The sequence below is a fragment of the Pseudanabaena sp. FACHB-1998 genome, assembly GCF_014696355.1.
Lineage (GTDB): Bacteria > Cyanobacteriota > Cyanobacteriia > Pseudanabaenales > Pseudanabaenaceae > Pseudanabaena.
The window spans coordinates 1-20,612 of sequence record NZ_JACJQA010000039.1; the positions used below are offsets into that span (position 1 = coordinate 1).

The window sequence follows — 20,612 nt, forward strand, 5'->3', positions numbered from 1 at the left end:
AAACTACTGATTAGGTAATCTGAGTATAGGTCTAAGAACTTTCTGTCCATACCTTTCAACCTCTGTCGGAGTCTATCTTTACTCTACTCTGTTTTCCTTCCACGTAACATCAGTTACTATATAAAACCTCCACAGGCTATAATATCAATTCACAAAAGTGGTGTCACACTTTTGTGAATTAAAAAACAAACCCAGTAAGAGTTTTTAAATTAAGAAATGGCTACGCCATTTCTTAATTTGGGATAACTAAAAACTAGAGACTATCTTCTGTTATATAGCAAAGCAAAAGTTAGCCAGTACAAACCAAAACCCCAAAAAGCGAGTTGCGGCGCAAAGCGCCGCAACTCGCTTTTTGGGGTTTATTTCCTAAGCAAAACTTACATTGCTATAGCTGTTTCTATTCTTGTTAAGACACAAAACCAGAAGAGGAGTTCGGCGCTTTGCACTGCAACTCCTCTTCTGGTTTTGTGTCCTAATGCAAGTGACCATAGCTATAACAGAAGTCAGTCCCTAGTTTATTAGGCTGGTCTGACAAACCATAAACTTCTTTTTCCATCATGGGAAATGCAGTCAAGAATCAGGTTTTTAATTTTAAGAGGCAAGCGCCCATGTCTACGGGAACGCCGCAAGCTGCTGGGAGAACATTCTAAAATTTTCGCGATTTCGATCGTTGTCCATAGACGCGTAAATAAGTCGTCAGGAAATGAAGACATACTTTCCGCTAACTCTTTCCATGACTGAACATAGGCTTCTGTCGCCTCTGTATGTTGAATTATAGTTTCCCCATCGTTATTACCATTTTCAATCTGTACTAAGGCAGGTGGTCGCGGATCTAACTCACCGTAAATATCTGTATCAATATAAACTTGGACGTTGAATATATCATCCCAACTTTTAAGAAAATCAGACTCACTTTCTAGCTCTTGGTTATCTAGATAGTTATGAAGAGGTGGACTGACTTGATTTGGGAGAAGAGGATAATTCTTCCCCCCTTTTGTAGCAGTAATGAGATCGTTTAGCCCATCAATAACAACTAGTTGATTGTGGTGTTGATGATATAGATTAACGATCTCGTGGAACAATGAAGCAAGCTCCTTTGGCACGGCTAGCTTTTCCGTATCCGATGGATATGTTGGTTGTGATGGATCGACCACAGGAAAAACCCAAGTAAAATTGCTGTGGAACTAAGAAAGATTTCAAACAAATCTATAGTTTTAAAAGTATAACGTTAGTCTCTATGGAGACAACAAATATTCCGAGAATTGTAGATAAGCCAAATTACTTATGTTTTCTAACAATATTTCCTCAACTTTAAATCCTTCTGATAAATTTCCTATTATCTATTCTGAGCTATTTTTAGAGCATGATACAGGGACTTATCATCCTGAAAAAGCAGGTCGTCTCACCGCTACCGTCGAAGCCCTTAAAAATTCGGCGATCGCCTCCCAATTAAATTGGCTAGAGCCAACCTCAATCGATTCCCATAGGCGATCGGGCTTGAATATTTTAGAAGAAGTGCAGCGCTTTCATACTCCTGAATATGTTGCCTCGCTCCAGTCATTAACCGATCGCGGCGGCGGCTATATTGATGGCGATACGATCGCCTCAGCGCAAACCTATGATGTGGCTCTACTGGCAGTTAGTGCTTGGCTCGATGGACTAGACTTAGTTCTCGAATCAGGTCGCCCCGCCTTTGTGCTAGCACGTCCCCCCGGTCACCATGCCCGCGCTCATTCAGGAATGGGTTTTTGCATTTTTGGTAATGCGGCGATCGCCGCCATGTCGGCTTGCGATCGCCTAAATCTGGATCGCGTCGCCATCCTCGATTGGGATGTGCATCATGGCAACGGTACACAGGAGGCAGTCTGGGATCGAGCGGATATTGCCTATGTGTCTACCCATCAGTCACCTTTTTATCCCATGACTGGTCGCGCCGATGAAAGGGGCGCACATAACAATATTTTAAATATTCCCATCCGCGCTAATTCCGCAATTAAGGAATACTTGCCCATCTTTGAAAATCAGATCTTGCCATTTTTGCAAGATTTCAAGCCTGATTTGTTAATTGTGAGTGCGGGCTTTGATGCCAATGCCGATGATCCTTTAGCAAGTATTTTGCTGAAACCCGAAGATTTTGGTGCTTTCACTAAGTTGTGTTTAGAAATAACCCCCAAAATTTTATTTGGTCTAGAAGGCGGCTATGACTTTAACAGCCTTTCGCGATCGGTCATTAGCGTTATTAGTCAATGCTTGTAGAATCAAAAAAAGAGAGTTGCAAAGCAACTCTCTTTTTTTAACAAATGACACTTTGTGCCTATTTCTCTAGCCTTCTTTGTTAATGAAGGGCAACAAAGCAACTACACGGGCTTGCTTAATCGCGGTGGTCAAAGCGCGTTGCTGCTTTGCAGTTAAACCTGTAATACGGCGGGGCAGAATCTTGCCACGCTCAGTAATGTATTTACGCAGTAATTCGACATCTTTATAGTCGATTTTGGCAGCAGGCGCGATCGGGGAGAGGCGCTTACGATAAAAAGAGGAGTTCATTGCCATGATGGGATTATGCGGTTTTTTTAATTAGGGGACTAACGGACTTTAGAAACTATTTAATTTCTTTGTGAACGGTGTGAGAGTTGCAATGAGGGCAGAACTTTTTGAGTTCTAATCTTGCGGTGGTATTACGACGATTTTTCATGGTTGTATAACGAGATACACCAGGAGAACGCTTATTGGCATTGGTGCGACATTCGGTGCACTCTAGCGTAATAACGAGACGGACACCTTTGTTTTTAGCCATTTTTTTAGTTGTGAGATTACTTAAAAGTGCGATCTACGATTGTTACACATAATTACCGCGATTTTCAATATAAATTTTGGGACTAATTGAAAATCTATAGCCCTCTAAGTTTTGCAGAGAAAAAAATATAGCTATAGCCACTCTGGTTAAAATACAAAAACCAAGAAGTGAGTGGCGGCGCTTCGCGCCGCCACTCACTTCTTGGTTTTTGGCTTTTCATAAAGCAAGTGATTACAGCTATAAGTGGGGTGCAAAGCGCCGCCCCTTATTAAAAAAAGTAGCGTTTCGCACCGCTTTTATTAATCCCCAAAGAGAATGGCGACGCGAAGCGCCGTCATTCTCTTTGGGGGTTAGGGATTCGTGCAAAGTTATACAGAATAGAACCTTATCTCGTTGTAACGTCGGACTTATACCTATATACAAAAGTGATCTTTATGGTAGCGACCCAAGAAGTATCTTTGCCGCGCAATTGCACCTTTAGCCCAAGTGATTGGCAAGCGCTTGCCCCCTTCTGGTATCCCGTGGCGTTCTCCCATGAAATCACAGCCGAAAAGCCCTATGGCACTCGCCTATTAGATGAGCGCTTAGTAATTTATCGAGTTTCCGATGGTACGATCATCGTCGCCAAAGATCTTTGCCTGCATCGAGGCGCACCCCTCAGCTTGGGTTGGATTGAAAACGATCGCCTCGTTTGTCCCTATCATGGCGTGCAGTACGATCGCGATGCACAATGTGTTTGTATTCCTGCGGAGCCAAATGCCAAAATTCCCGCAAGGCTCAGACTTAAGACTTTTCCTGCGGTAGAACGCTATGGGCTGGTGTGGACAAGATTAATCGACAATGGCTTAGTTCCCTTTCCTGAACTAGAGGAATGGGAAGATCCTGATTACATTCAGGTATTACCCGAAGCCGTGAATTTAGAAGCCGCCGCAGGGCGACAAGTGGAAGGCTTTTTAGATGTGAGTCACTTTGCCTTTATCCATGCTAAATCCTTTGGTGAGGCGGATAATCCAGAAGTCCCAGACTATGCCATTGAGCAAACTCCCTCTGGATTCCGTGCCGACTATATCAGCACGGTAAGTAACTACGGTCATGGTATGAAGCATTTAGCGCCCCCTGATTTTTTATGGCGCAGACTGTTTGAGGTGTTCCTTCCCTTCACCGCTAAGCTTACAGTCTTTTTCCCTCACGGAAAGCTACATGTTCTCAATGCCGCTTCACCAATTTCCGCACGTAAAACGCGAGTATTTGTGCCAATTTGCCGAAATTTTGATAAGGATGCACCGCTCCAAGATACGCTTGATTTTAATCATCAAGTATTTGACGAGGATAAGGCGATCGTTGAGGAGCAATGGCCCGAAGATTTGCCCATATGCTTAGCCGATGAGGTTCATATCGCTGGCGATAAAAGTTCTATTAATTTCCGTAAACGCCTTGCGGCTCTGGGTTTAGGTAAATCCTTTACTTCGTAATAAATTTAGATGCGGACGTTTAATGTAGCGTCTATCAACTAATTACCAATAACTCGCGATCGCTCATTCAAATCACCACAAAGCGATCGCGCTTTTGCTAAAAGTAAAACTGTGATTAGAATGGCGATCGCTTTAAATGATGATGAACAAATACTTGGTTTATGAGGCGATCGCTAAACGATCCAATTTTCCAACCCTAAACCAGAAATATTGATAAAGTCTTTTGTGTTATTTGTAACTACCCGATCATGACGCGATCGCTCTACAGCAGCAATCATGGCATCTAGTTCACCTGTGGGTTTACCGATTTGTCTAAGTTCTGATTGGATTTTGCCAAATTCTTTAGCAGCTAATAGATCGAAACTGATAATTGGCATATCTTGTAGAAAAAGCTCAAGTGATGCAAGGTTCTGTTCTAGGCGCTGTGAGCAATAAACACCTTTATAAAGTTCAGCAACGTTAATTGTGGAAATATAGCATTCATCAGCACAGGCATTAAAGGACAAAATAACTTGAGGATTGCCTTTGAGTAGTGCGATGCAGATGTTGGTGTCAAGTAAATACATGAATAGTTAGAAGTCGAAGGAGTCGATGTTTCTCCCATAGTCCCGATGACGTTGTGTGTCAATATCGGTGAATATTAGATCAATATCTGGATGGTTGCACCATGTGCCAAATATACGATTTAGTCTTTCTATTCTGGCGCTTTTATCGCTAGGTTTATCTGCTTCAATTTCCAGAAATACTGCTCCATCAGGGATGTTAACTATATCTAACAGTTGAATCGTTTGTCCTGATTTAATGCCTTGAATTTGTAGTTTCATAGTTTTACAGAACCAGTAACGTATTGCTAGAGTAACACAACTGTCTGGAATGGTTTGGGGCGATCGCCCTTCAGCTAAAAGTGAAACTGTGATTAGAATGGCGATCACTTTAAATGATGAACAAATACTTGGTTTATGGGATAGTTGCTCAATCTCGATTTGAGTAGTTGCTTGAGACTTTAATAGTGGTAACGAATTTGAGCTAATAAAAGTGTATCATTCTCAATTTTGTAAAGGAGCCTATGCTCATCGTCAATACGTCTAGACCAATATCCCGATAATCCATGTTTCAATGGTTCGGGTTTGCCTATGCCACTGTAGGAATTGCGTTGGATATCTTTGATCAGGCTATTAACTCGATTGAGCATTTTTTTGTCTGTTTGTTGCCAGTAAATATAATCTTCCCAAGCACGTTCTGAGAAAAGTATCTTCACTCGATTAACTCCCGCACAGTACCGCCGCCAGATTCTAATTCGGCGATCGCCTCAAAAATTCGCTTGGCATTATTACGACTTTTTAAAAGGTAAGCTGTCTCTGCAAGGGATTCATAGTCTTCAAGAGATAGAAGCACTGCTGATGGTTGTTGATGGCGCGTAATGATCACAGGATCATGATGATCGCATACTTGATCGATCATTTTTGCCAAGTTGCTCTGTGCATCAACATAAGAAACTGCATTCATAAAGTTGTCGATCTGCTATTGATTGCTAGATTGTTAAAGATTATAGCTTTTACCTAAATCAGCGATCGCAAGTTGAGTGAAGTTAAATCGCCATCGCTTTAAATGATGTCAAACAAATGCTTGGTTTATGAGGCGATCGCTTTTTTCTGAAGTACAATAAAAACCGAGGTTACAGCGTAAGTTTTCATAAATAATCCTATGAGTCAAGCCTTAAAAACGTCTCTGTTTCAAGAAGCTCTCACTGCCATAGAAGCTTTGTCTTTAGATGATCAAACTGCTTTAATTGACGTGTTGAATAATCGTTTGAAGTTACGTCAACGGCAGCAAGTTATTGGGGAAGTTCGAGAGGTTCAGAAGGAGTATCGAGAAGGAAAATTCAAATCTGGTTCTGTTGATGATTTTTTGGCGGAGTTGGATAAGTGAGTGTTTTTGGTTGGCTCAATGATTGCAATAGTTGGGCATATAATGAGTTTCTAGCTAGAATGATGTTATGACAGGCGAAAAAACCAAAAAAATAACCGAATTTCGGCTATATCCAACAACTGAGCAAGCTGCAAAGATCGATTTGTGGCTTGCTCAGTTGAAGTGGGTTTGGAATGCTGGTTTGTCTTTGCTTGAAGAATCACAACAGCTTGATTGGCGCAAAAAACATGAATGGACAGAGCCTAGTCCTGAAGTATGGCAGTATCGTAAATCTTGCAAAATAGACGGCGTTACCTATACCAATCCTGATAATCAGTACGGACTTTGCTGTGCTTATCATCCTGATCGCTGTGATATTCGCAAGCATCAGGGCAAGGACATTGATGATCCATACAAACACGTTGAAAACTATCGCTTTATCGCAAATAAACGATGTCCTGAGTTTCTGCACTCTATTGATCGCGAATCGCGTCGATCTGTTGTGGATAGCTTAATTGACGCTTGGAGTCAGTACCGTAAAGGCAAAAAAGGCAGACCACGATATAAAGGTAAAACCGACAGATTAGAAAGCTTCTCTAATAGCAATGGTCGGACATTAGTGCATATTTTACCCTTGACTGGCGATAATTCTTTCATCGATTATCCAGAATTAGGACAAATTAAAGCAAAAGGACTTTATCGTAGATATGCTGGCAATCATACGATTGTACGCATCGTTAAACGTGCCGATGGCTATTATGCCCAGTTCACTAGCGCTGTAGATGAGAAGCCTGTAAAACCTGCGAAAAAGCAAGAAGTAGGTTTAGATTTTGGTGTAGTCGCTCCCATTGCTGATAGTGATGGCAGACGGCACGAGTCAAAGCGCTATGCCAAGTTACAAGCTAAGAAATTGGCTCGTATTCAGCGATCTATTTCTCGCTCCGAGGAGTATGAGAAGCAGACTAAGCTTAAAAGCAATCGCCTCAAAGCTAAGCGCAAAAAATTAGCCGAAATCCATCTCAAGATCGCTCGGCAACGAGACAGGTTTATCCATAAGCTCACCTCAAAGTATGTGAGTGAGTATCAGTGCATCGCGATCGAGGATACCAAAGTTAAAAATATGGTTCGCGCTCCAAAAGCAAAAGCTGGTGAAAATGGTGCTTTTTTACCCAATGGTGCGGCGGCTAAGGCGGGTTTAAACAAATCGTTGCATGATGTGGCGATTGGCAAAACAAAAACGATGCTAGAGACTAAATCCAAAGCATCAGAAAGAATATTTAAGAAAGTACCCGCACCGCACACTTCTCAAGGTTGCAGTCAATGTGGTTACTATTCTGAAAAGTTTCGTCCATCTCAAGCTGTGTTTAATTGCTTGAATTGTGGTCATAGCGACAACGCAGATAACAACGCTTCAACCGTTATCCGCAATATCGCATTTAAAGGCTTGGTATTGATACCCTACTCTGCTTCATCAGAGGAAGTCAAGGACGTGGATCGCTCAACGAGTGGGAAGAAACGTCAACTGAGTAAGACTCGCAAGAGTAAGAAAGGATCGGGAGGAAAAACATCTCCCGCAATCAACCGCGAAAGCGGGGCTTTAGAAATAGCTGATGAGATTAAACCCTCACCAGTAAACGACTTGCAGCCACAATCGCCAATACCTATTCGCGCAAACCTTGAAATCCAATCACAGAGAGACCTTGAGCTATGGCAAGATTTCCAACCTGATACTATTGATTCTCCAAAACGTAGATCTCGCAAACGATCCGCGCAAGTAGATCCTGATATTGGCTCTCAGCTTAGTTTTTGGGATCTGGCGGATGCAACTGGTAGTTAGGCGATCGCTTGATTGGAAGATCCCGTCCATGCGGGTAGTGATACCAGCATCTTCGGATGCAACTGGTAGTTAGGCGATCGCTTGATTGGAAGAAGATGGGGTATTAGCTAATGGCTTACATTCAATTTGGATGCAACTGGTAGTTAGGCGATCGCTTGATTGGAAGCTAGTAGAAAGTTTCCCCAAATCATGAAAGTTGCGATGCAACTGGTAGTTAGGCGATCGCTTGATTGGAAGAGCTTATTGATAAAGAAATTAATACACCTTCCTTAGATGCAACTGGTAGTTAGGCGATCGCTTGATTGGAAGTGAAGAATATTCAAAAGCAGTTTGAACATTGTCCCAAGATGCAACTGGTAGTTAGGCGATCGCTTGATTGGAAGTAGAACGGGGTGCTTTTGGCGGCGTAAAAGATGCGAGATGCAACTGGTAGTTAGGCGATCGCTTGATTGGAAGAGCGCCGCGCCCGTTTAGCGCTGATGAAGTAAAGTTGATGCAACTGGTAGTTAGGCGATCGCTTGATTGGAAGGTAGGCTTTTTGATGATGGCGATCGCTTATCCAGTGATGCAACTGGTAGTTAGGCGATCGCTTGATTGGAAGATTGCCAGTGAGATCGACGAGCTTGCGTAGTTTTTGATGCAACTGGTAGTTAGGCGATCGCTTGATTGGAAGCATTTTCATGATTAGTAATTTGGTAATTAGGCGATGATGCAACTGGTAGTTAGGCGATCGCTTGATTGGAAGGTATAAACCTGCTACAGATGACCCGTATTGTGCTGAGATGCAACTGGTAGTTAGGCGATCGCTTGATTGGAAGCAAGCTTCTAGATTCTGCTTTCAATGAAATAGAATCGATGCAACTGGTAGTTAGGCGATCGCTTGATTGGAAGTTAAGTTTATAAAATGCGATCGCTAACTCAGCGATCGATGCAACTGGTAGTTAGGCGATCGCTTGATTGGAAGGAATTCTTGGCACGGGTGCTAGGTTTTTATCTGGTAGATGCAACTGGTAGTTAGGCGATCGCTTGATTGGAAGTGATGATCTCACCATGCAGCCTTCCACTAATTCGCGGATGCAACTGGTAGTTAGGCGATCGCTTGATTGGAAGTCGTAATGCAAGCAATTTAAAGCGCGGTAATAACCAGAGATGCAACTGGTAGTTAGGCGATCGCTTGATTGGAAGTTAGTTTAAAAGGCTTGCCAGACAAAACCTTGATCGATGCAACTGGTAGTTAGGCGATCGCTTGATTGGAAGAATATTATTGGGGAAACCTTCGACTCCAATATTTTGATGCAACTGGTAGTTAGGCGATCGCTTGATTGGAAGTTTGCTAAAGATTCTTGCTCAATAGTGACTTGAGGATGCAACTGGTAGTTAGGCGATCGCTTGATTGGAAGTGAGTACAAAGCCGCGTTACCTAAGCAAGGCGAAGATGCAACTGGTAGTTAGGCGATCGCTTGATTGGAAGGGTAAAATCTTGCAAGGGTTCTGACGCATCTATGTGATGCAACTGGTAGTTAGGCGATCGCTTGATTGGAAGACAACTTGGTAGATGGCGATGCAGTTTATGTCTCGCCCGATGCAACTGGTAGTTAGGCGATCGCTTGATTGGAAGCAGTTTCGATCGATACTGGCAAAAATGATGGTGAGATGCAACTGGTAGTTAGGCGATCGCTTGATTGGAAGTCGCTACGCAAACTCCATCCAACTTCTCTATTACACGATGCAACTGGTAGTTAGGCGATCGCTTGATTGGAAGCATACAACAGCTTAGAAACTCATCCTAACTTTGACGATGCAACTGGTAGTTAGGCGATCGCTTGATTGGAAGCCTCATTTTGATGAATTGCGGGGTAACACCTTAAGATGCAACTGGTAGTTAGGCGATCGCTTGATTGGAAGTCGACCATTTAGCAGGTATACCTTTAACTCTTGCGATGCAACTGGTAGTTAGGCGATCGCTTGATTGGAAGACCATCAAACTTGACGTTTTGGGGATAACTAATTGACGATGCAACTGGTAGTTAGGCGATCGCTTGATTGGAAGCAAGAAGTTATCAAAGCGCCAGAAAAATTATAACGATGCAACTGGTAGTTAGGCGATCGCTTGATTGGAAGGGGGTGACACTTAATGGTGATGTCACCATTGACAGATGCAACTGGTAGTTAGGCGATCGCTTGATTGGAAGTCCCATATCTGCTCGGATGCTCCTGTGGCTTCGAGATGCAACTGGTAGTTAGGCGATCGCTTGATTGGAAGCGATCTTTTCAATTGCCTGACTTGGCGATCGCCGATGCAACTGGTAGTTAGGCGATCGCCCTTTACTCACAGAGATTAGAAAGGCGATCGCCTTAACTAATTGCTCTTGACTTTATCGGAGCAGGCGCACCACGCAACATACCTTCAGTACTCAGATCCTCATCAAGATCCTCCCAATGAATACCATAGCCACCACCACAGACTTCCCACTTAGTAAGCTGCTCAATAGTTCCATTTAATAACCTTGGATACCACACCAACGGAACTACAATTGTCCGACCATCCATCAAGTCAACACTGATTGTATCTTCCGTGAAGCTAACATTCTTAACTCTCTCATCAGTCTTAATCGCCAAAGTACTCATACCATGCCTCCAATAGTTGTATTTGATTTTCGATCACCATAGATTGTAATTTCCTTAACTCTTTAGCAGGAAACCCAATATTTTGAGCTAGGCTAACTGGCTGTAACCAAAACTTAGCGGTCAAATTATCGCGATCAATGTGAATATGCGGTGGTTCATTTGGTTCGTGACTATAAAAATAAAAACGATATGCACCAATCCTTAAAATCGTTGGCATGACTTAAAAATAACACAGCGTAATTCTTGGCTAATTAAAACATATCAATACGCGATCGCCCTTTACTTGCACAGAGATTAAAGAGGCGATCGCCTAATTGATTCCTAACTTGTTACGGCAATCTTAAACTGTGAGGATTGATTCCCGCTTTAATGGCGGATAAAACCCCGATCGCTTCCCAATAATTTTCCACTTCAATTCCCTTTAATCCCAACATTTCAGGGGTGACATTAAGGGTCGTGTGATTTTCTTTCACAAAAATAGTTTGGACATGAGGTAACGGATTAAGCGCCAATAATCCTGCACCCCCGCAAGCACTGTAAGGCGTAACGATCGCATGGATATCGTCAGATGTAATATCGCTAGGCTTCAATAAATTGCGATTGGAAATAATTTTAGGAGCGCGACTTAATCCCACTAAGACGCAGGGTAAAAAAGTATATCCTAATTCCTCGGCAGCGGCGCGGGGAGATACAGTTGCATCCAGAGGCAAAGATTGCAAGGCGGGGGCATGGGCGCAAGGGATGGCAAATTCCCGCACGATCGCATGACTGATGACGGCTTCCGCACCCGCAAGCGCATCTACGCCTTTACCTTGCCGATAGTTTTGTAAAGCCTCGCTATCAGGATCATCGGGAAATCTGGCGACTACGGCGATCGCTTCGACTTTGGAGACTTTGATTAACTTCTCGGCAGCTCTCAATAAACTATCGAGATTGGCGATCGTTCCCCATGTCGCTCCTGAATCTCCTGATCGCAGTTCTACCCCAAGAGCGCAATCGGTCACCAACACGTCGCTAATATTTAGTCCTAATGTCGCCTGTGCAGCAGTGATCGCTTGACGATGGCGCAATTCTAAATCTGATTCCATGCCGCGATCCAGAATTACACCGATGCGATTAGCTCTCACCTTTCGTAAGCCCCATTCCCCTTTTGCCATGCGATCAAGGGCATATCCCTCGGTGTACAGCACATTGGGCATCGACCAATATAAACTTGCGCCATTCAAGACATTGGGATGGGTAATGACGTGATCAGAGATGGAAGCGATCGCTCTCGCCACTGGCAAGGCATCCCCCGCATAACCACCGATCGCCGCCTTAATGCCTGTCGGCACAAGCAATAAGACATTAAAAGTATTTAAAGCATTTTCCATTGGATTATTGGCATAAGTAGTTAAGGATATGGGGCGATTCGTGCCGCACATCCTTAATTTTATTGAGATAGAAGTTTTGCGTCGATCGCTTTGGTAAGGCGATCGCTAGCTTCTTCTAGATGGGCTTTGGTATAGGTGTCGAGCTTATCGCCGCGATCGCGTAAAACATTGGCAAGGCGATCGCGGAGTTGGCGCAATTGATACCAAGCGAGAGTTCGCGCATCTTCGGGCGGATTGCTAGTTTGAATACCCACAATCAAATCAAGAAAGTTATCGATTTTGTCAAAGGATAGGCGATTGCGTAAAGCGAGATTGACTAATAGATTCATGTGTTGGCGTTGGAGCGATCGGCGCAAACTCGAAATTTGCGTCATGTCATTAGTGGGGGTGAGAACTTCTGACCAAATACTTTGCTGCAAAGTATCAAATAGTTCAGGCAGGGTGAGAGCTTCACCCGCATTAGTTTTTAACTCGGTATCGCGCAATCTTTGCAGGCGATCGGAAGAAAGCAAATCGCTCAATACTAAAGTTTGCAAAGACAAAATTCGTTCCAGAATGGGATAGTCGAGAGAAGAAAACTGTGGCGAAGTTCCCCAGTGATACCATCGGGAAGGCGCAAGTTTATTCAACAAATTGGGTGAGAAGTTGAAAGCATCCGCCGCAAATAAATTCCGTTGAATAGATGCTAGGGCTTCTCTTTGCTTAGTAACTGGAATTGGCTCAAAGGGCAACCTTCCGACTGCATCACCAGATCGATAACGATTAAAGGATTGCCCACCAACATAGGGAACTAAGGCGAATAGATTGTTAGCATAGTAATTAAAGACTTGATTGAAAGCAATTTTAGTATCATTAAAGCTTGCGCCTTTTCCGGGAAAACGCTTTTCGATGCGATTCCACATGACACGGGCATTATCAAACTGCCATTGCGTATAGGTAACTAAATCATTGCTCAAATCATAGGATTGGGTCAGCGGATCGAGTCCTGCGGCAGCATCTTCATCGGGAGCATAGGCTAACTCTGGCTGGGCGGCGAGGCTGGTGATTTTGCCTAATTCCTTCAGTTCGTCAGAGGGAATGATCGCATTAATGGGAGTATATCCATAGGCGATCGCCCATTCATCATAGGCTCCAATTCTACTGGCAAAGAAATCTCCTTGCTTAGTTCCCTGTGGAGCTAAATTCACAGCGTTGTAGTCCATTACCGAACCTGCTAAACCACGCTTACTGGTAACTTCAGGATTATTTAATTCCTCAGGAGCAAGCATGGCACTACCATGAAAGTTATGCCGTAAGCCAAGGGTATGCCCGACCTCATGGGCGGCTAGTTCACGCACAAATTGATTAATGTAATCTTTCATGCGATCGCTACTAGGCAGTACATTCTGCAAGAGTGATAAAGACATCGCACCTAATTTGAACTGTTCCATTGCCTCCATGCCATAACAGAGATCATTGGCACTAGACATAAATAGATTGCTATTACTTTGATTGCTTTCTAAATTCCGACCTTGATTTTTTAGCAAAGAGAGTTTATCCAGCTTGAGGCGACGAGCATCCATGCCATAGTTGCATAGATTTGGATTACCCGTTAAACGTGCTAGAAATGGAATATTTTGCCAATTATTTTGCTGACCAACATTTTCATAGTTCTGTCTAATGGCTCGAATTAAGCTGCTGTCAATAATAATATCCGCATCAAGAATTTGACCAGTTAAGGGATTGACTCGCGAAGGACCCATCGCAAAGAAGCCGTCAATGGAGTTAAACCAGCGAATCGTGTTGTAGCGAATATCCGCAGGGTCCCAATTAGCGCGATCGGGCATCTGTTTAACCACAATTGCGTTTTTAAAGCCGATCTTCTCAAAAGCTCTATTCCACATTAAAGTCCCTTCTCGAATTGCATCACGATATTCTAAGGGAACGGTATTTTCAATCCAAAAAGTGATGGGTTGCTTCGGTGGCGAGATTGACTCACTAGGATTCTTTTTCTCTAGTTGCCAACGATTGATATAGCGCACAAAGGGAACCTTACCAGAATTTTTAGATAAATCCTGATAAGCGGTGACGAAGTAGCCAACCCGCTCATCGGCGTAGCGAGGTCGATAACCATTTTGGGTTGGTAGTTGCGAAAAACTGTAGCGAACCTTTAAGGTAAATGCATTGCTGTCGGGCAGACTATTTAAATCAGGAGCATTAAATTCGCTTCGAGGCGATAGATTTCCCATAAATCCAAACACGGATTCTAATTCGATATTTTGAGGAAATACTTGAGCTTTGTTGAGATAGGATTTAGTGGGATCAAGCATAAAACTGCCTCCCAATCTATTTGCTAAGGTGCGATTCAAGTTGGGTAATGCATCGCTGACGACCAGAGGTTCTAAATCTATTAGAAAAGCTTTGGTTTTGGGATGGATGCTCCGAATTGGTAATGATAATAAAATCGAGTCGCTAAAGGATTGTTTGAGCGATCGCTCCTGTGGATCTCCTAACTGAGTGCGAAAGTTGGTGTTAGGCAGGACAAATTGTAAATTGTTGTTTAAGCGCCGCAAATTAAAAATAAGATCGCGCAGAGGAATGCCCCGATAAAGCCCTCTTTCGCCAATCCCTGATTCTAAGGTCATTACCGCCAGAAAATTGCGATCGAGTTGCTCAGGCTTAATTTCGGCTAAGTATTTACCTGTTTCTTTGTGACGATAAATGGTAAATAGTCCTGTTAACTTTTCATGATTTTTAACAGCTTCATCAAAGCTTTGAAGTTCACCTTTTTCTGGGTTGCTGGGCGTGCTGATTAGGGGGGCTGGTGGAATTTGAGCCGCTAGGGGAGAGAGTCTTTCGATAAATGGATGGGAAATAAGGACTAGGAAAAAACTGAAGCAAATTGCTATCCAAAATCGAAATCTCTTCATTACTGCGCCCGCAATATATGTTTAGTTAAAACAGATTAACTATATTAGTTGCACTTGCGGTAAATGGGATTAATTATTTATAGATTTTTATATATAGCTGTAGACACTTGCATTAGGACAAATCAAAACCCGAAGACGAGTTGCGGCGTGAAGCGCCGCAACTCGTCTTCGGGTTTTGTGATCTAACCAAAATGGCAACAGCTATAAATTAGAGCGATCGCTCTAATTTGTTTAACAAAATAAAAGTTCGTCGGTATGGTCGAAGCTATCTTGATTAGTTGGCGCAAAGGGCGCACCATAGGCTAGCTGAATATTTTTATTGGTCAAAACCTGTCGCGGTGTGCCACTGGCGACTAACTGGCGATTGAGGAGCAATAATTGATCATAGCGATCAAGGGGGCTTCCCCATTCATGGCAACTAATTAATAACGTTTTACCTTCTTGCTTCAGCTCGCTATAAATTTGCCACATCAAAGCTTCAGTCTTTTTGTCAACTGCCGTCAAAGGCTCATCTAGCAATAAAATTTCCGCCTGTTGTGCTAAAGCTCTCGCCAGAAATACACGCTGTTGCTGTCCACCTGAGAGATTTTTGATCGGGCGATCGCGAAGTTCATACAGTTCAACCCGCTCTAGAGCTTGGCGGACAATTTCCTTAGATTGACGGCTGACTTTGCCAAACCAGCCGCTATGCTGAGTCCGTGCCATCATCACCACGTTCCACACGGTCACGGGATAGTCCCAATCAATTTGCGATCGCTGTGGTAAATAAGCAACTTTATGTCGTTGTTTTTTTAAAGGTTGTCCATCAAAAAAAATTTGACCACTTTGGGCGGGAATCAATTCGAGCATAGCTTTGAGTAATGTGCTTTTGCCTGCGCCATTAGCCCCGATCAATCCCACTAATGAACCAGAACTCAGGCTAAAGGAAATATTCGACAAAGCGATAATTTCCCGATAGCTCACTGATAGGTTTTGCACTTCAAGCATTTGCGCTTTAAGCATAAGCTGCTCAAAAAATGATAATCGTTTTCAAAATTATACTCACAAACTTAGTGATTCGTGCAAAAAAAGTAGTATTTCAAATTTACTGTCTCAAGAATTTATTAAACATAGCAACCCAAAACTAGCTATTTCTCCTGTTTTATGACTATTGTCTGATTTACAGAAATCTAAAACTTTACTCTTAAGCCACTTATGACTACATGCTCAGGCTTCCCCATAAAGAATTTACAAAATCAGAAGCCGATGCCTATATATTAAGATTTTTGAGTTTTGATTTTATTAACACAGTAAAGACAAAAAAAACCTATATCTATAACTTCTCGTTTAAGAGTAGGAAATAACAAATAGTCTGGAAGAAAATTTTCTCCAATAAAATTATTACAATTGCGACAAGTGTTAGCTAAGTATGTATTGTTTATGAATTGGCTGTATTGCTTGTTAAAAAAGCACCCATGTTCATTTGCAGTTTGGATATCTTCAGAAGATAAAATATCCAAATCAATTTGAATATCAGCTATAACAAGAGCAACTTTCATCTGTGAGTGACATTTCCAGCATGATGAATCGACAATGATTAATTGCTTCTTTTGCATATAGTGACCACATTTTGAGCATTTTGGATTAGTGCATAAATCAATACTGTCAGGTCTCAGGGATTCATAATTTAGACGATCTACATCTTGATCAGCTTTCAAGATGTATAAAATTGGAATAACTTTGTTGTTTCTATAGTATTCAATTGCTGACTGTGAAGGCTTATGAGTTACAACTACCTCAATTACAGCAATTGCTTTCCCGTTTTTATCCAATAGTGCAATATCAGGGCGGCAGACTCCTAAATCATGCTCTAGCCTAACCATTGTTGCTTTCTTCAATAGGTTCCCTTTGTGTACATCATTACAAATATTACATTTCCAATGAATATTTAAAGGTAGATTTTGATCTAGATGATATTGAATTTTATTGTGCAGTAGAGTCTTAAAACTGTAATGCAAAGCTGATTCTGGTGTGCAATTAGGGCTAACAGACTTATGTGCAAAATGTGGACGCTTCTTTAATCCTTTGCGAAGAATAAAGGGTTGTTTGCAGTCTGGGCAATAATATGAGCTATCTTTATCAGCATTTTTTGCCTTGATCAAATCCTTTAGTGGTGTCTCCCCAATAGAGTAAAGAATCTCATTAGCCATAGCAATAAATATAAAAGTAATGATTAAATAATAGCTTTTCAGTGCTTGTAGAGAGATTAGGAAAAATGCTTTAGAAACACAAAAACCCAAAGAACTAAACTAGCGTCAATCATTGCCGTTCATCTTTGGGTTTATATATTTTAGTAAAAGTAGCAAAGCTACTACGAATCTCTAGTTGCTTTTACAGCGTAATAGCCGAGCAATGTCGCGATGGTGAAACCTGTGAAAAATAGCGCAAACAGGACACTAATACCGCCTGTAATGCCTACTTGAGCGAGAATACCTTTACCAGTAATCACTTCATTAGCAAAACCAGCAACTAAACCGATCATTGCCATGCGTCCGTTCCATGTTTCGGCAAAGTTACTAAAACCAAATACGCCTGCCCCTGTAGGATTTACATTAAGACCGACGGTTTTGTTAACTGTTGGAGAACTGTTGTTGTCGCTTGCTGGGGTCTTGGTTGGTGTAGATACCATGATTAATTAATTTCCTACAGAAGTTTTATATTAATTAAATAAACTTTACATTTAGTGTAAACAAATGTAAATCTATCGTCAGAAATATGCCCTACTGCCTTAACCCCCAATGTCAAAAGCCAAACAATCCCGAAACGGGTCGATTTTGCATGAATTGTGGAAAAAATTTGCAGCTTAAAGGGTTATATGAGGCGATCGCTTTAATTGGACAGGGAGGCATGGGACGCACTTTTCGGGGGAGAGATTTGGGGCGATTGGGGCAACCCTGTGCAATTAAGCAGTTTTTACCGCAGTTTGCCGATTCTCAATTACCAGACTCTAAGTTAATGACCAAAGCGATCGCCCTATTTGAGAGCGAAGCTAATCAACTTAAAGAACTGGGTTCTCATCCTCAAATTCCTGAATTGATTGCCTACTTTGAAGAAGATGGTTGTTGGTATTTAGTTCAAGAGTTAATAGAAGGCGAAAATCTCTACAATGAACTGCAACGCCAAGGTGTATTCAGTGAAGCAAAAATCTATCAGTTACTAGCTGAGATTTTGCCTGTGCTTCAGTTTATTCACGATCGCCAAGTTATTCATCGGGATATTAAGCCAGATAATATTATTAGAAAAAAAGGAAAAAGGAAAAAGGGAAAGATGAGTTTAGTATTGGTGGATTTTGGGGCGGCGAAAGTTTTTAAAAGTAATACGGCAAGAACAGGAACTTTAATTGGGAGTGCGGAATATATTGCACCCGAACAAACACGCGGCAAGGCAGTAATTCAGAGCGATCTGTATAGTTTGGGTGTGACTTGTATTCATTTACTAACAGGTATCTCTCCCTTTGATTTGTACGATGATGCTAGCGATCGCTGGATTTGGCGAGAGAAGTTACCTAATGCCATATCTACGCAATTAGCAAAGATGGTAGATCAGCTTTTGGCTAAGGCGATCGTCAATCGCTATCAATCGGCTGAAGAAGTTTTAAAGGATTTACAGCCTCTTAAAATTACAAATATTACCAGTTCTGCAAACATGGCTTTACGCTCTAAGGGATTGCGAGAACTTAGAGAAGCTCTGAGTTTAGGACAATGGCAAGAAGGCGATCGCTTAACCAATCAAATCATTCTTGAACTTGCCAAAAAAACTCAAATATCGCAACTTACGACCGTAGATATTCAACAAATCCCCTGTGATCTTTGGCTAGAAATAGATCGCGCTTGGATGGAAGCTAGTAATGGTCATTTTGGTTGGACTTCCCAAAGGCAAATTTGGGACAGTTTAGGAGGGAAGTTAATTTATCGCGAAAATAATTATTGGGAATTTGCTGTTGTTTATGAGCGGTTTGCCGATCGCGTTGGTTGGCGCAAACCACGTTGGTTTAAGCTTGCTTTTTCGCCGAAAGTATGGCGCAAATATGAAAATCTAACCTTTACGATCGCTTCTCCTCAAGGACATTTGCCGACCCTATTCTTTTGGGAAGGATTTAATTTAGTAGATGCAGTTTTCTATCGCTTAGAAATATGCCAAACCTACTAAATATGAAACGCTTTGCGTTTCATATTATTCATACAGACTATTTAGGGTTTGTGTAATACAGATAAATTTTGAAAAAGCTTGCGAAGCAAGCTTTTTCAAAATTTATCTGGGATTCGAGAAAGCGCAAAGCGCTGTATTAGATGATAAAACTATAAACTATTGAAAACTTGCTTTTTGAGGCTCATTGACTAATGTTAAGACTAATACCAAAACCTATCAAAAATCTACTGGGCTATGCGATCGCAGCATTGATGACTTGCTTACTCGCAATAGCTTGTACCCCAACAAGTCCTACTTCTAATCCAACTACTCCCAATAGTCCTGCCACAGGAGGCAACCAAACCTCCATTCCCATCGGCATTGCCTTTGCCCAAACCAGCAACGTCGCGCTACTCGGACAAGAAGGCGTTACAGGCGCAAAAATCGCGGAAGCTTATTTTAATAAGCAAAACGGAGTTAATGGCACACCCATCCGCCTTGTTTTACAAGATACCGCAGGGGATGAGCAAGGTGCAATTAACGCTTTTAATACTTTAATCTCTCAAGATAAAGTTGTTGGCATTGTGGGACCCACCCTTTCTCAACAAGCCTTTGGAGCAGATCCGATCGCTGAGCGTGCGGGTGTACCCGTGATCGCCGCCTCCAACACTGCTAAGGGCATTCCCCAACTTGGAAAATATATTTCGCGAGTATCAGCTCCCGTAGCTGTAGTTGCTCCCAATGCGATCGAGGCAGCCTTAAAAATTAATCCGCAAATTAAAAAAGTAGCTGTTTTCTACGCTCAAAATGATGCCTTCAACAAATCAGAAACAGGCACTTTCCAAGAGACAGTCAAACAAAAAGGTTTAGAACTCGCAACAGTACAAACTTTCCAAACAACGGATACAGATTTTCAATCTCAAGTTACTAATGCCATTAACGTTAAACCCGATCTAGTGATCATCTCAGGTTTATCGGCTGATGGAGGCAACCTTGTCAAACAGTTACGGGAACTTGGTTACAAGGGTTTAATCATTGGAGGTAATGGACTAAATACTTCCAATCTTTTGCCAGTATGTAAGACTCTGTGTGATGGAATTATCATCGCGCAAGCCTACAGCCCTGAATTAAATAATCCAATTAATACTGAATTCCGTAAACTCTACAACGAGCAGAATAAGAAGGAACCACCTCAGTTCAGCGCTCAAGCCTTTACCGCCGTGCAAGTTTATGTTGAAGCATTGCGGACTCTAGATAAGCAAACTAAGCTCAGTACTTTGCAATTACCTGAACTGCGAACAAAGCTCAATGAAACTTTGCTAGCAGGTAAATACGAAACTCCCATTGGTGAAATTTCTTTCACCCCAGAAGGTGAAATCGTACAGAAGCAATTCTATGTTGCTCAAATCAAAATGGCTCCCGATGGCAACAGTGGCAAATTTACATTTATTCAATAGCTAGAAAACAAAAATAGCGGCGCAAAGCGCCGATATAAATCCAAAGAGAAAGGCGGCGCAAAGCGCC

Annotated in this window: 19 protein-coding genes and 1 CRISPR repeat array; of the genes, 5 read left to right on the forward strand and 14 right to left on the reverse strand. The window is 42.1% G+C overall.

Annotation, left to right across the window (positions count from 1 at the left end; translation table 11 throughout):
- Window positions 1-518 precede the first annotated feature (518 nt).
- Window positions 519-1,154 carry a hypothetical protein gene (locus tag H6F42_RS16170; RefSeq protein ID WP_190400409.1) on the reverse strand — a complete coding sequence of 212 codons (636 nt, stop codon included), beginning with the start codon at window positions 1,152-1,154 and terminating at the stop codon, window positions 519-521.
- 130 nt (window positions 1,155-1,284) lie between these two features.
- Between H6F42_RS16170 and H6F42_RS16175 the strand changes: the two genes are divergently transcribed.
- A complete protein-coding gene (locus tag H6F42_RS16175) occupies window positions 1,285-2,256 on the forward strand; it encodes a histone deacetylase (RefSeq protein WP_190400410.1) in 972 nt (323 codons plus the stop codon).
- A gap of 66 nt (window positions 2,257-2,322) precedes the next feature.
- Here H6F42_RS16175 and rpsR read toward each other — a convergent pair whose 3' ends face one another.
- On the reverse strand, window positions 2,323-2,544 hold the full coding sequence (gene rpsR, locus H6F42_RS16180; RefSeq protein WP_055074037.1) for a 30S ribosomal protein S18: 222 nt from the start codon (window positions 2,542-2,544) through the stop codon (window positions 2,323-2,325).
- Window positions 2,545-2,599: 55 nt separating this feature from the next.
- Window positions 2,600-2,794, reverse strand: coding sequence for a 50S ribosomal protein L33 (rpmG, locus tag H6F42_RS16185; RefSeq protein WP_009629301.1), 195 nt, complete (start codon window positions 2,792-2,794; stop codon window positions 2,600-2,602).
- A gap of 434 nt (window positions 2,795-3,228) precedes the next feature.
- Here rpmG and H6F42_RS16190 point away from each other — a divergent pair, with 434 nt between their 5' ends.
- Complete coding sequence (locus H6F42_RS16190) at window positions 3,229-4,266, forward strand: aromatic ring-hydroxylating dioxygenase subunit alpha (protein WP_190400411.1); 1,038 nt, start codon at window positions 3,229-3,231, stop codon at window positions 4,264-4,266.
- A gap of 173 nt (window positions 4,267-4,439) precedes the next feature.
- Here H6F42_RS16190 and H6F42_RS16195 read toward each other — a convergent pair whose 3' ends face one another.
- From H6F42_RS16195 to H6F42_RS16210, 4 genes are all read right to left on the reverse strand, one after another.
- Window positions 4,440-4,832 carry a type II toxin-antitoxin system VapC family toxin gene (locus H6F42_RS16195; RefSeq protein ID WP_190400412.1) on the reverse strand — a complete coding sequence of 131 codons (393 nt, stop codon included), beginning with the start codon at window positions 4,830-4,832 and terminating at the stop codon, window positions 4,440-4,442.
- Window positions 4,833-4,838: 6 nt separating this feature from the next.
- Entirely contained in the window at window positions 4,839-5,198 is a 360-nt protein-coding gene (locus H6F42_RS16200) for a hypothetical protein (RefSeq protein ID WP_199289077.1), read from the reverse strand.
- Window positions 5,199-5,269: 71 nt separating this feature from the next.
- Window positions 5,270-5,524 (reverse strand): Txe/YoeB family addiction module toxin, encoded by a 255-nt coding sequence (locus H6F42_RS16205; protein ID WP_190400413.1) that lies wholly within the window; start codon window positions 5,522-5,524, stop codon window positions 5,270-5,272.
- Entirely contained in the window at window positions 5,521-5,772 is a 252-nt protein-coding gene (locus H6F42_RS16210; protein WP_190400414.1) for a type II toxin-antitoxin system prevent-host-death family antitoxin, read from the reverse strand. Before H6F42_RS16210 ends, H6F42_RS16205 begins: the two co-directional genes overlap by 4 nt.
- A 198-nt stretch (window positions 5,773-5,970) precedes the next feature.
- Between H6F42_RS16210 and H6F42_RS16215 the strand changes: the two genes are divergently transcribed.
- A complete protein-coding gene (locus H6F42_RS16215; protein WP_190400415.1) occupies window positions 5,971-6,195 on the forward strand; it encodes a hypothetical protein in 225 nt (74 codons plus the stop codon).
- A 1,798-nt stretch (window positions 6,196-7,993) separates the two neighbouring features.
- Window positions 7,994-10,344: direct repeats of the CRISPR family, unit length 37 nt; unit sequence GATGCAACTGGTAGTTAGGCGATCGCTTGATTGGAAG.
- 22 nt (window positions 10,345-10,366) lie between these two features.
- On the opposite strand, the gene H6F42_RS16230 is transcribed toward H6F42_RS16215, so the two are convergent.
- From H6F42_RS16230 to H6F42_RS22355, 7 genes are all read right to left on the reverse strand, one after another.
- Window positions 10,367-10,639 carry a DUF2442 domain-containing protein gene (locus tag H6F42_RS16230; RefSeq protein WP_190400416.1) on the reverse strand — a complete coding sequence of 91 codons (273 nt, stop codon included), beginning with the start codon at window positions 10,637-10,639 and terminating at the stop codon, window positions 10,367-10,369.
- On the reverse strand, window positions 10,620-10,856 hold the full coding sequence (locus tag H6F42_RS16235) for a DUF4160 domain-containing protein (RefSeq protein ID WP_190400417.1): 237 nt from the start codon (window positions 10,854-10,856) through the stop codon (window positions 10,620-10,622). The genes H6F42_RS16230 and H6F42_RS16235 overlap by 20 nt, the downstream gene beginning before the upstream one ends.
- Window positions 10,857-10,968: 112 nt before the next feature.
- Entirely contained in the window at window positions 10,969-12,012 is a 1,044-nt protein-coding gene (locus H6F42_RS16240) for a DUF3326 domain-containing protein (RefSeq protein WP_190400466.1), read from the reverse strand.
- A gap of 59 nt (window positions 12,013-12,071) precedes the next feature.
- Window positions 12,072-14,921, reverse strand: coding sequence for a zinc-dependent metalloprotease (locus H6F42_RS16245; RefSeq protein WP_190400418.1), 2,850 nt, complete (start codon window positions 14,919-14,921; stop codon window positions 12,072-12,074).
- 231 nt (window positions 14,922-15,152) lie between these two features.
- On the reverse strand, window positions 15,153-15,908 hold the full coding sequence (locus H6F42_RS16250; protein ID WP_190400419.1) for an ABC transporter ATP-binding protein: 756 nt from the start codon (window positions 15,906-15,908) through the stop codon (window positions 15,153-15,155).
- 269 nt (window positions 15,909-16,177) lie between these two features.
- On the reverse strand, window positions 16,178-17,110 hold the full coding sequence (locus tag H6F42_RS16255) for a competence protein CoiA family protein (RefSeq protein ID WP_190400420.1): 933 nt from the start codon (window positions 17,108-17,110) through the stop codon (window positions 16,178-16,180).
- 161 nt (window positions 17,111-17,271) lie between these two features.
- The gene (locus H6F42_RS22355; protein WP_190400421.1) at window positions 17,272-17,589 is read right to left on the reverse strand and encodes a chlorophyll A-B binding protein; all 318 of its coding nucleotides are present in this window, start codon (window positions 17,587-17,589) and stop codon (window positions 17,272-17,274) included.
- An 86-nt stretch (window positions 17,590-17,675) separates the two neighbouring features.
- On the opposite strand from H6F42_RS22355, the gene H6F42_RS16265 reads away from it, so the two are divergent.
- Window positions 17,676-19,109, forward strand: coding sequence for a serine/threonine-protein kinase (locus H6F42_RS16265; RefSeq protein ID WP_190400422.1), 1,434 nt, complete (start codon window positions 17,676-17,678; stop codon window positions 19,107-19,109).
- 191 nt (window positions 19,110-19,300) lie between these two features.
- A complete protein-coding gene (locus H6F42_RS16270) occupies window positions 19,301-20,545 on the forward strand; it encodes an ABC transporter substrate-binding protein (RefSeq protein ID WP_190400423.1) in 1,245 nt (414 codons plus the stop codon).
- Window positions 20,546-20,612: the final 67 nt, after the last annotated feature.

Excerpts from the sequence above, each read along its gene's own strand:
- H6F42_RS16175 (WP_190400410.1), top strand. The coding sequence starts at position 1,285 with ATGTTTTCTAACAATATTTCCTCAACTTTAAATCCTTCTGATAAATTT.
- rpsR (WP_055074037.1), bottom strand. The coding sequence starts at position 2,544 with ATGAACTCCTCTTTTTATCGTAAGCGCCTCTCCCCGATCGCGCCTGCT.
- rpmG (WP_009629301.1), bottom strand. The coding sequence starts at position 2,794 with ATGGCTAAAAACAAAGGTGTCCGTCTCGTTATTACGCTAGAGTGCACC.
- H6F42_RS16190 (WP_190400411.1), top strand. The coding sequence starts at position 3,229 with ATGGTAGCGACCCAAGAAGTATCTTTGCCGCGCAATTGCACCTTTAGC.
- H6F42_RS16195 (WP_190400412.1), bottom strand. The coding sequence starts at position 4,832 with ATGTATTTACTTGACACCAACATCTGCATCGCACTACTCAAAGGCAAT.
- H6F42_RS16210 (WP_190400414.1), bottom strand. The coding sequence starts at position 5,772 with ATGAATGCAGTTTCTTATGTTGATGCACAGAGCAACTTGGCAAAAATG.
- H6F42_RS16215 (WP_190400415.1), top strand. The coding sequence starts at position 5,971 with ATGAGTCAAGCCTTAAAAACGTCTCTGTTTCAAGAAGCTCTCACTGCC.
- H6F42_RS16230 (WP_190400416.1), bottom strand. The coding sequence starts at position 10,639 with ATGAGTACTTTGGCGATTAAGACTGATGAGAGAGTTAAGAATGTTAGC.
- H6F42_RS16235 (WP_190400417.1), bottom strand. The coding sequence starts at position 10,856 with ATGCCAACGATTTTAAGGATTGGTGCATATCGTTTTTATTTTTATAGT.
- H6F42_RS16240 (WP_190400466.1), bottom strand. The coding sequence starts at position 12,012 with ATGGAAAATGCTTTAAATACTTTTAATGTCTTATTGCTTGTGCCGACA.
- H6F42_RS16245 (WP_190400418.1), bottom strand. The coding sequence starts at position 14,921 with ATGAAGAGATTTCGATTTTGGATAGCAATTTGCTTCAGTTTTTTCCTA.
- H6F42_RS16250 (WP_190400419.1), bottom strand. The coding sequence starts at position 15,908 with ATGCTTGAAGTGCAAAACCTATCAGTGAGCTATCGGGAAATTATCGCT.
- H6F42_RS16255 (WP_190400420.1), bottom strand. The coding sequence starts at position 17,110 with ATGGCTAATGAGATTCTTTACTCTATTGGGGAGACACCACTAAAGGAT.
- H6F42_RS22355 (WP_190400421.1), bottom strand. The coding sequence starts at position 17,589 with ATGGTATCTACACCAACCAAGACCCCAGCAAGCGACAACAACAGTTCT.
- H6F42_RS16265 (WP_190400422.1), top strand. The coding sequence starts at position 17,676 with ATGCCCTACTGCCTTAACCCCCAATGTCAAAAGCCAAACAATCCCGAA.
- H6F42_RS16270 (WP_190400423.1), top strand. The coding sequence starts at position 19,301 with ATGTTAAGACTAATACCAAAACCTATCAAAAATCTACTGGGCTATGCG.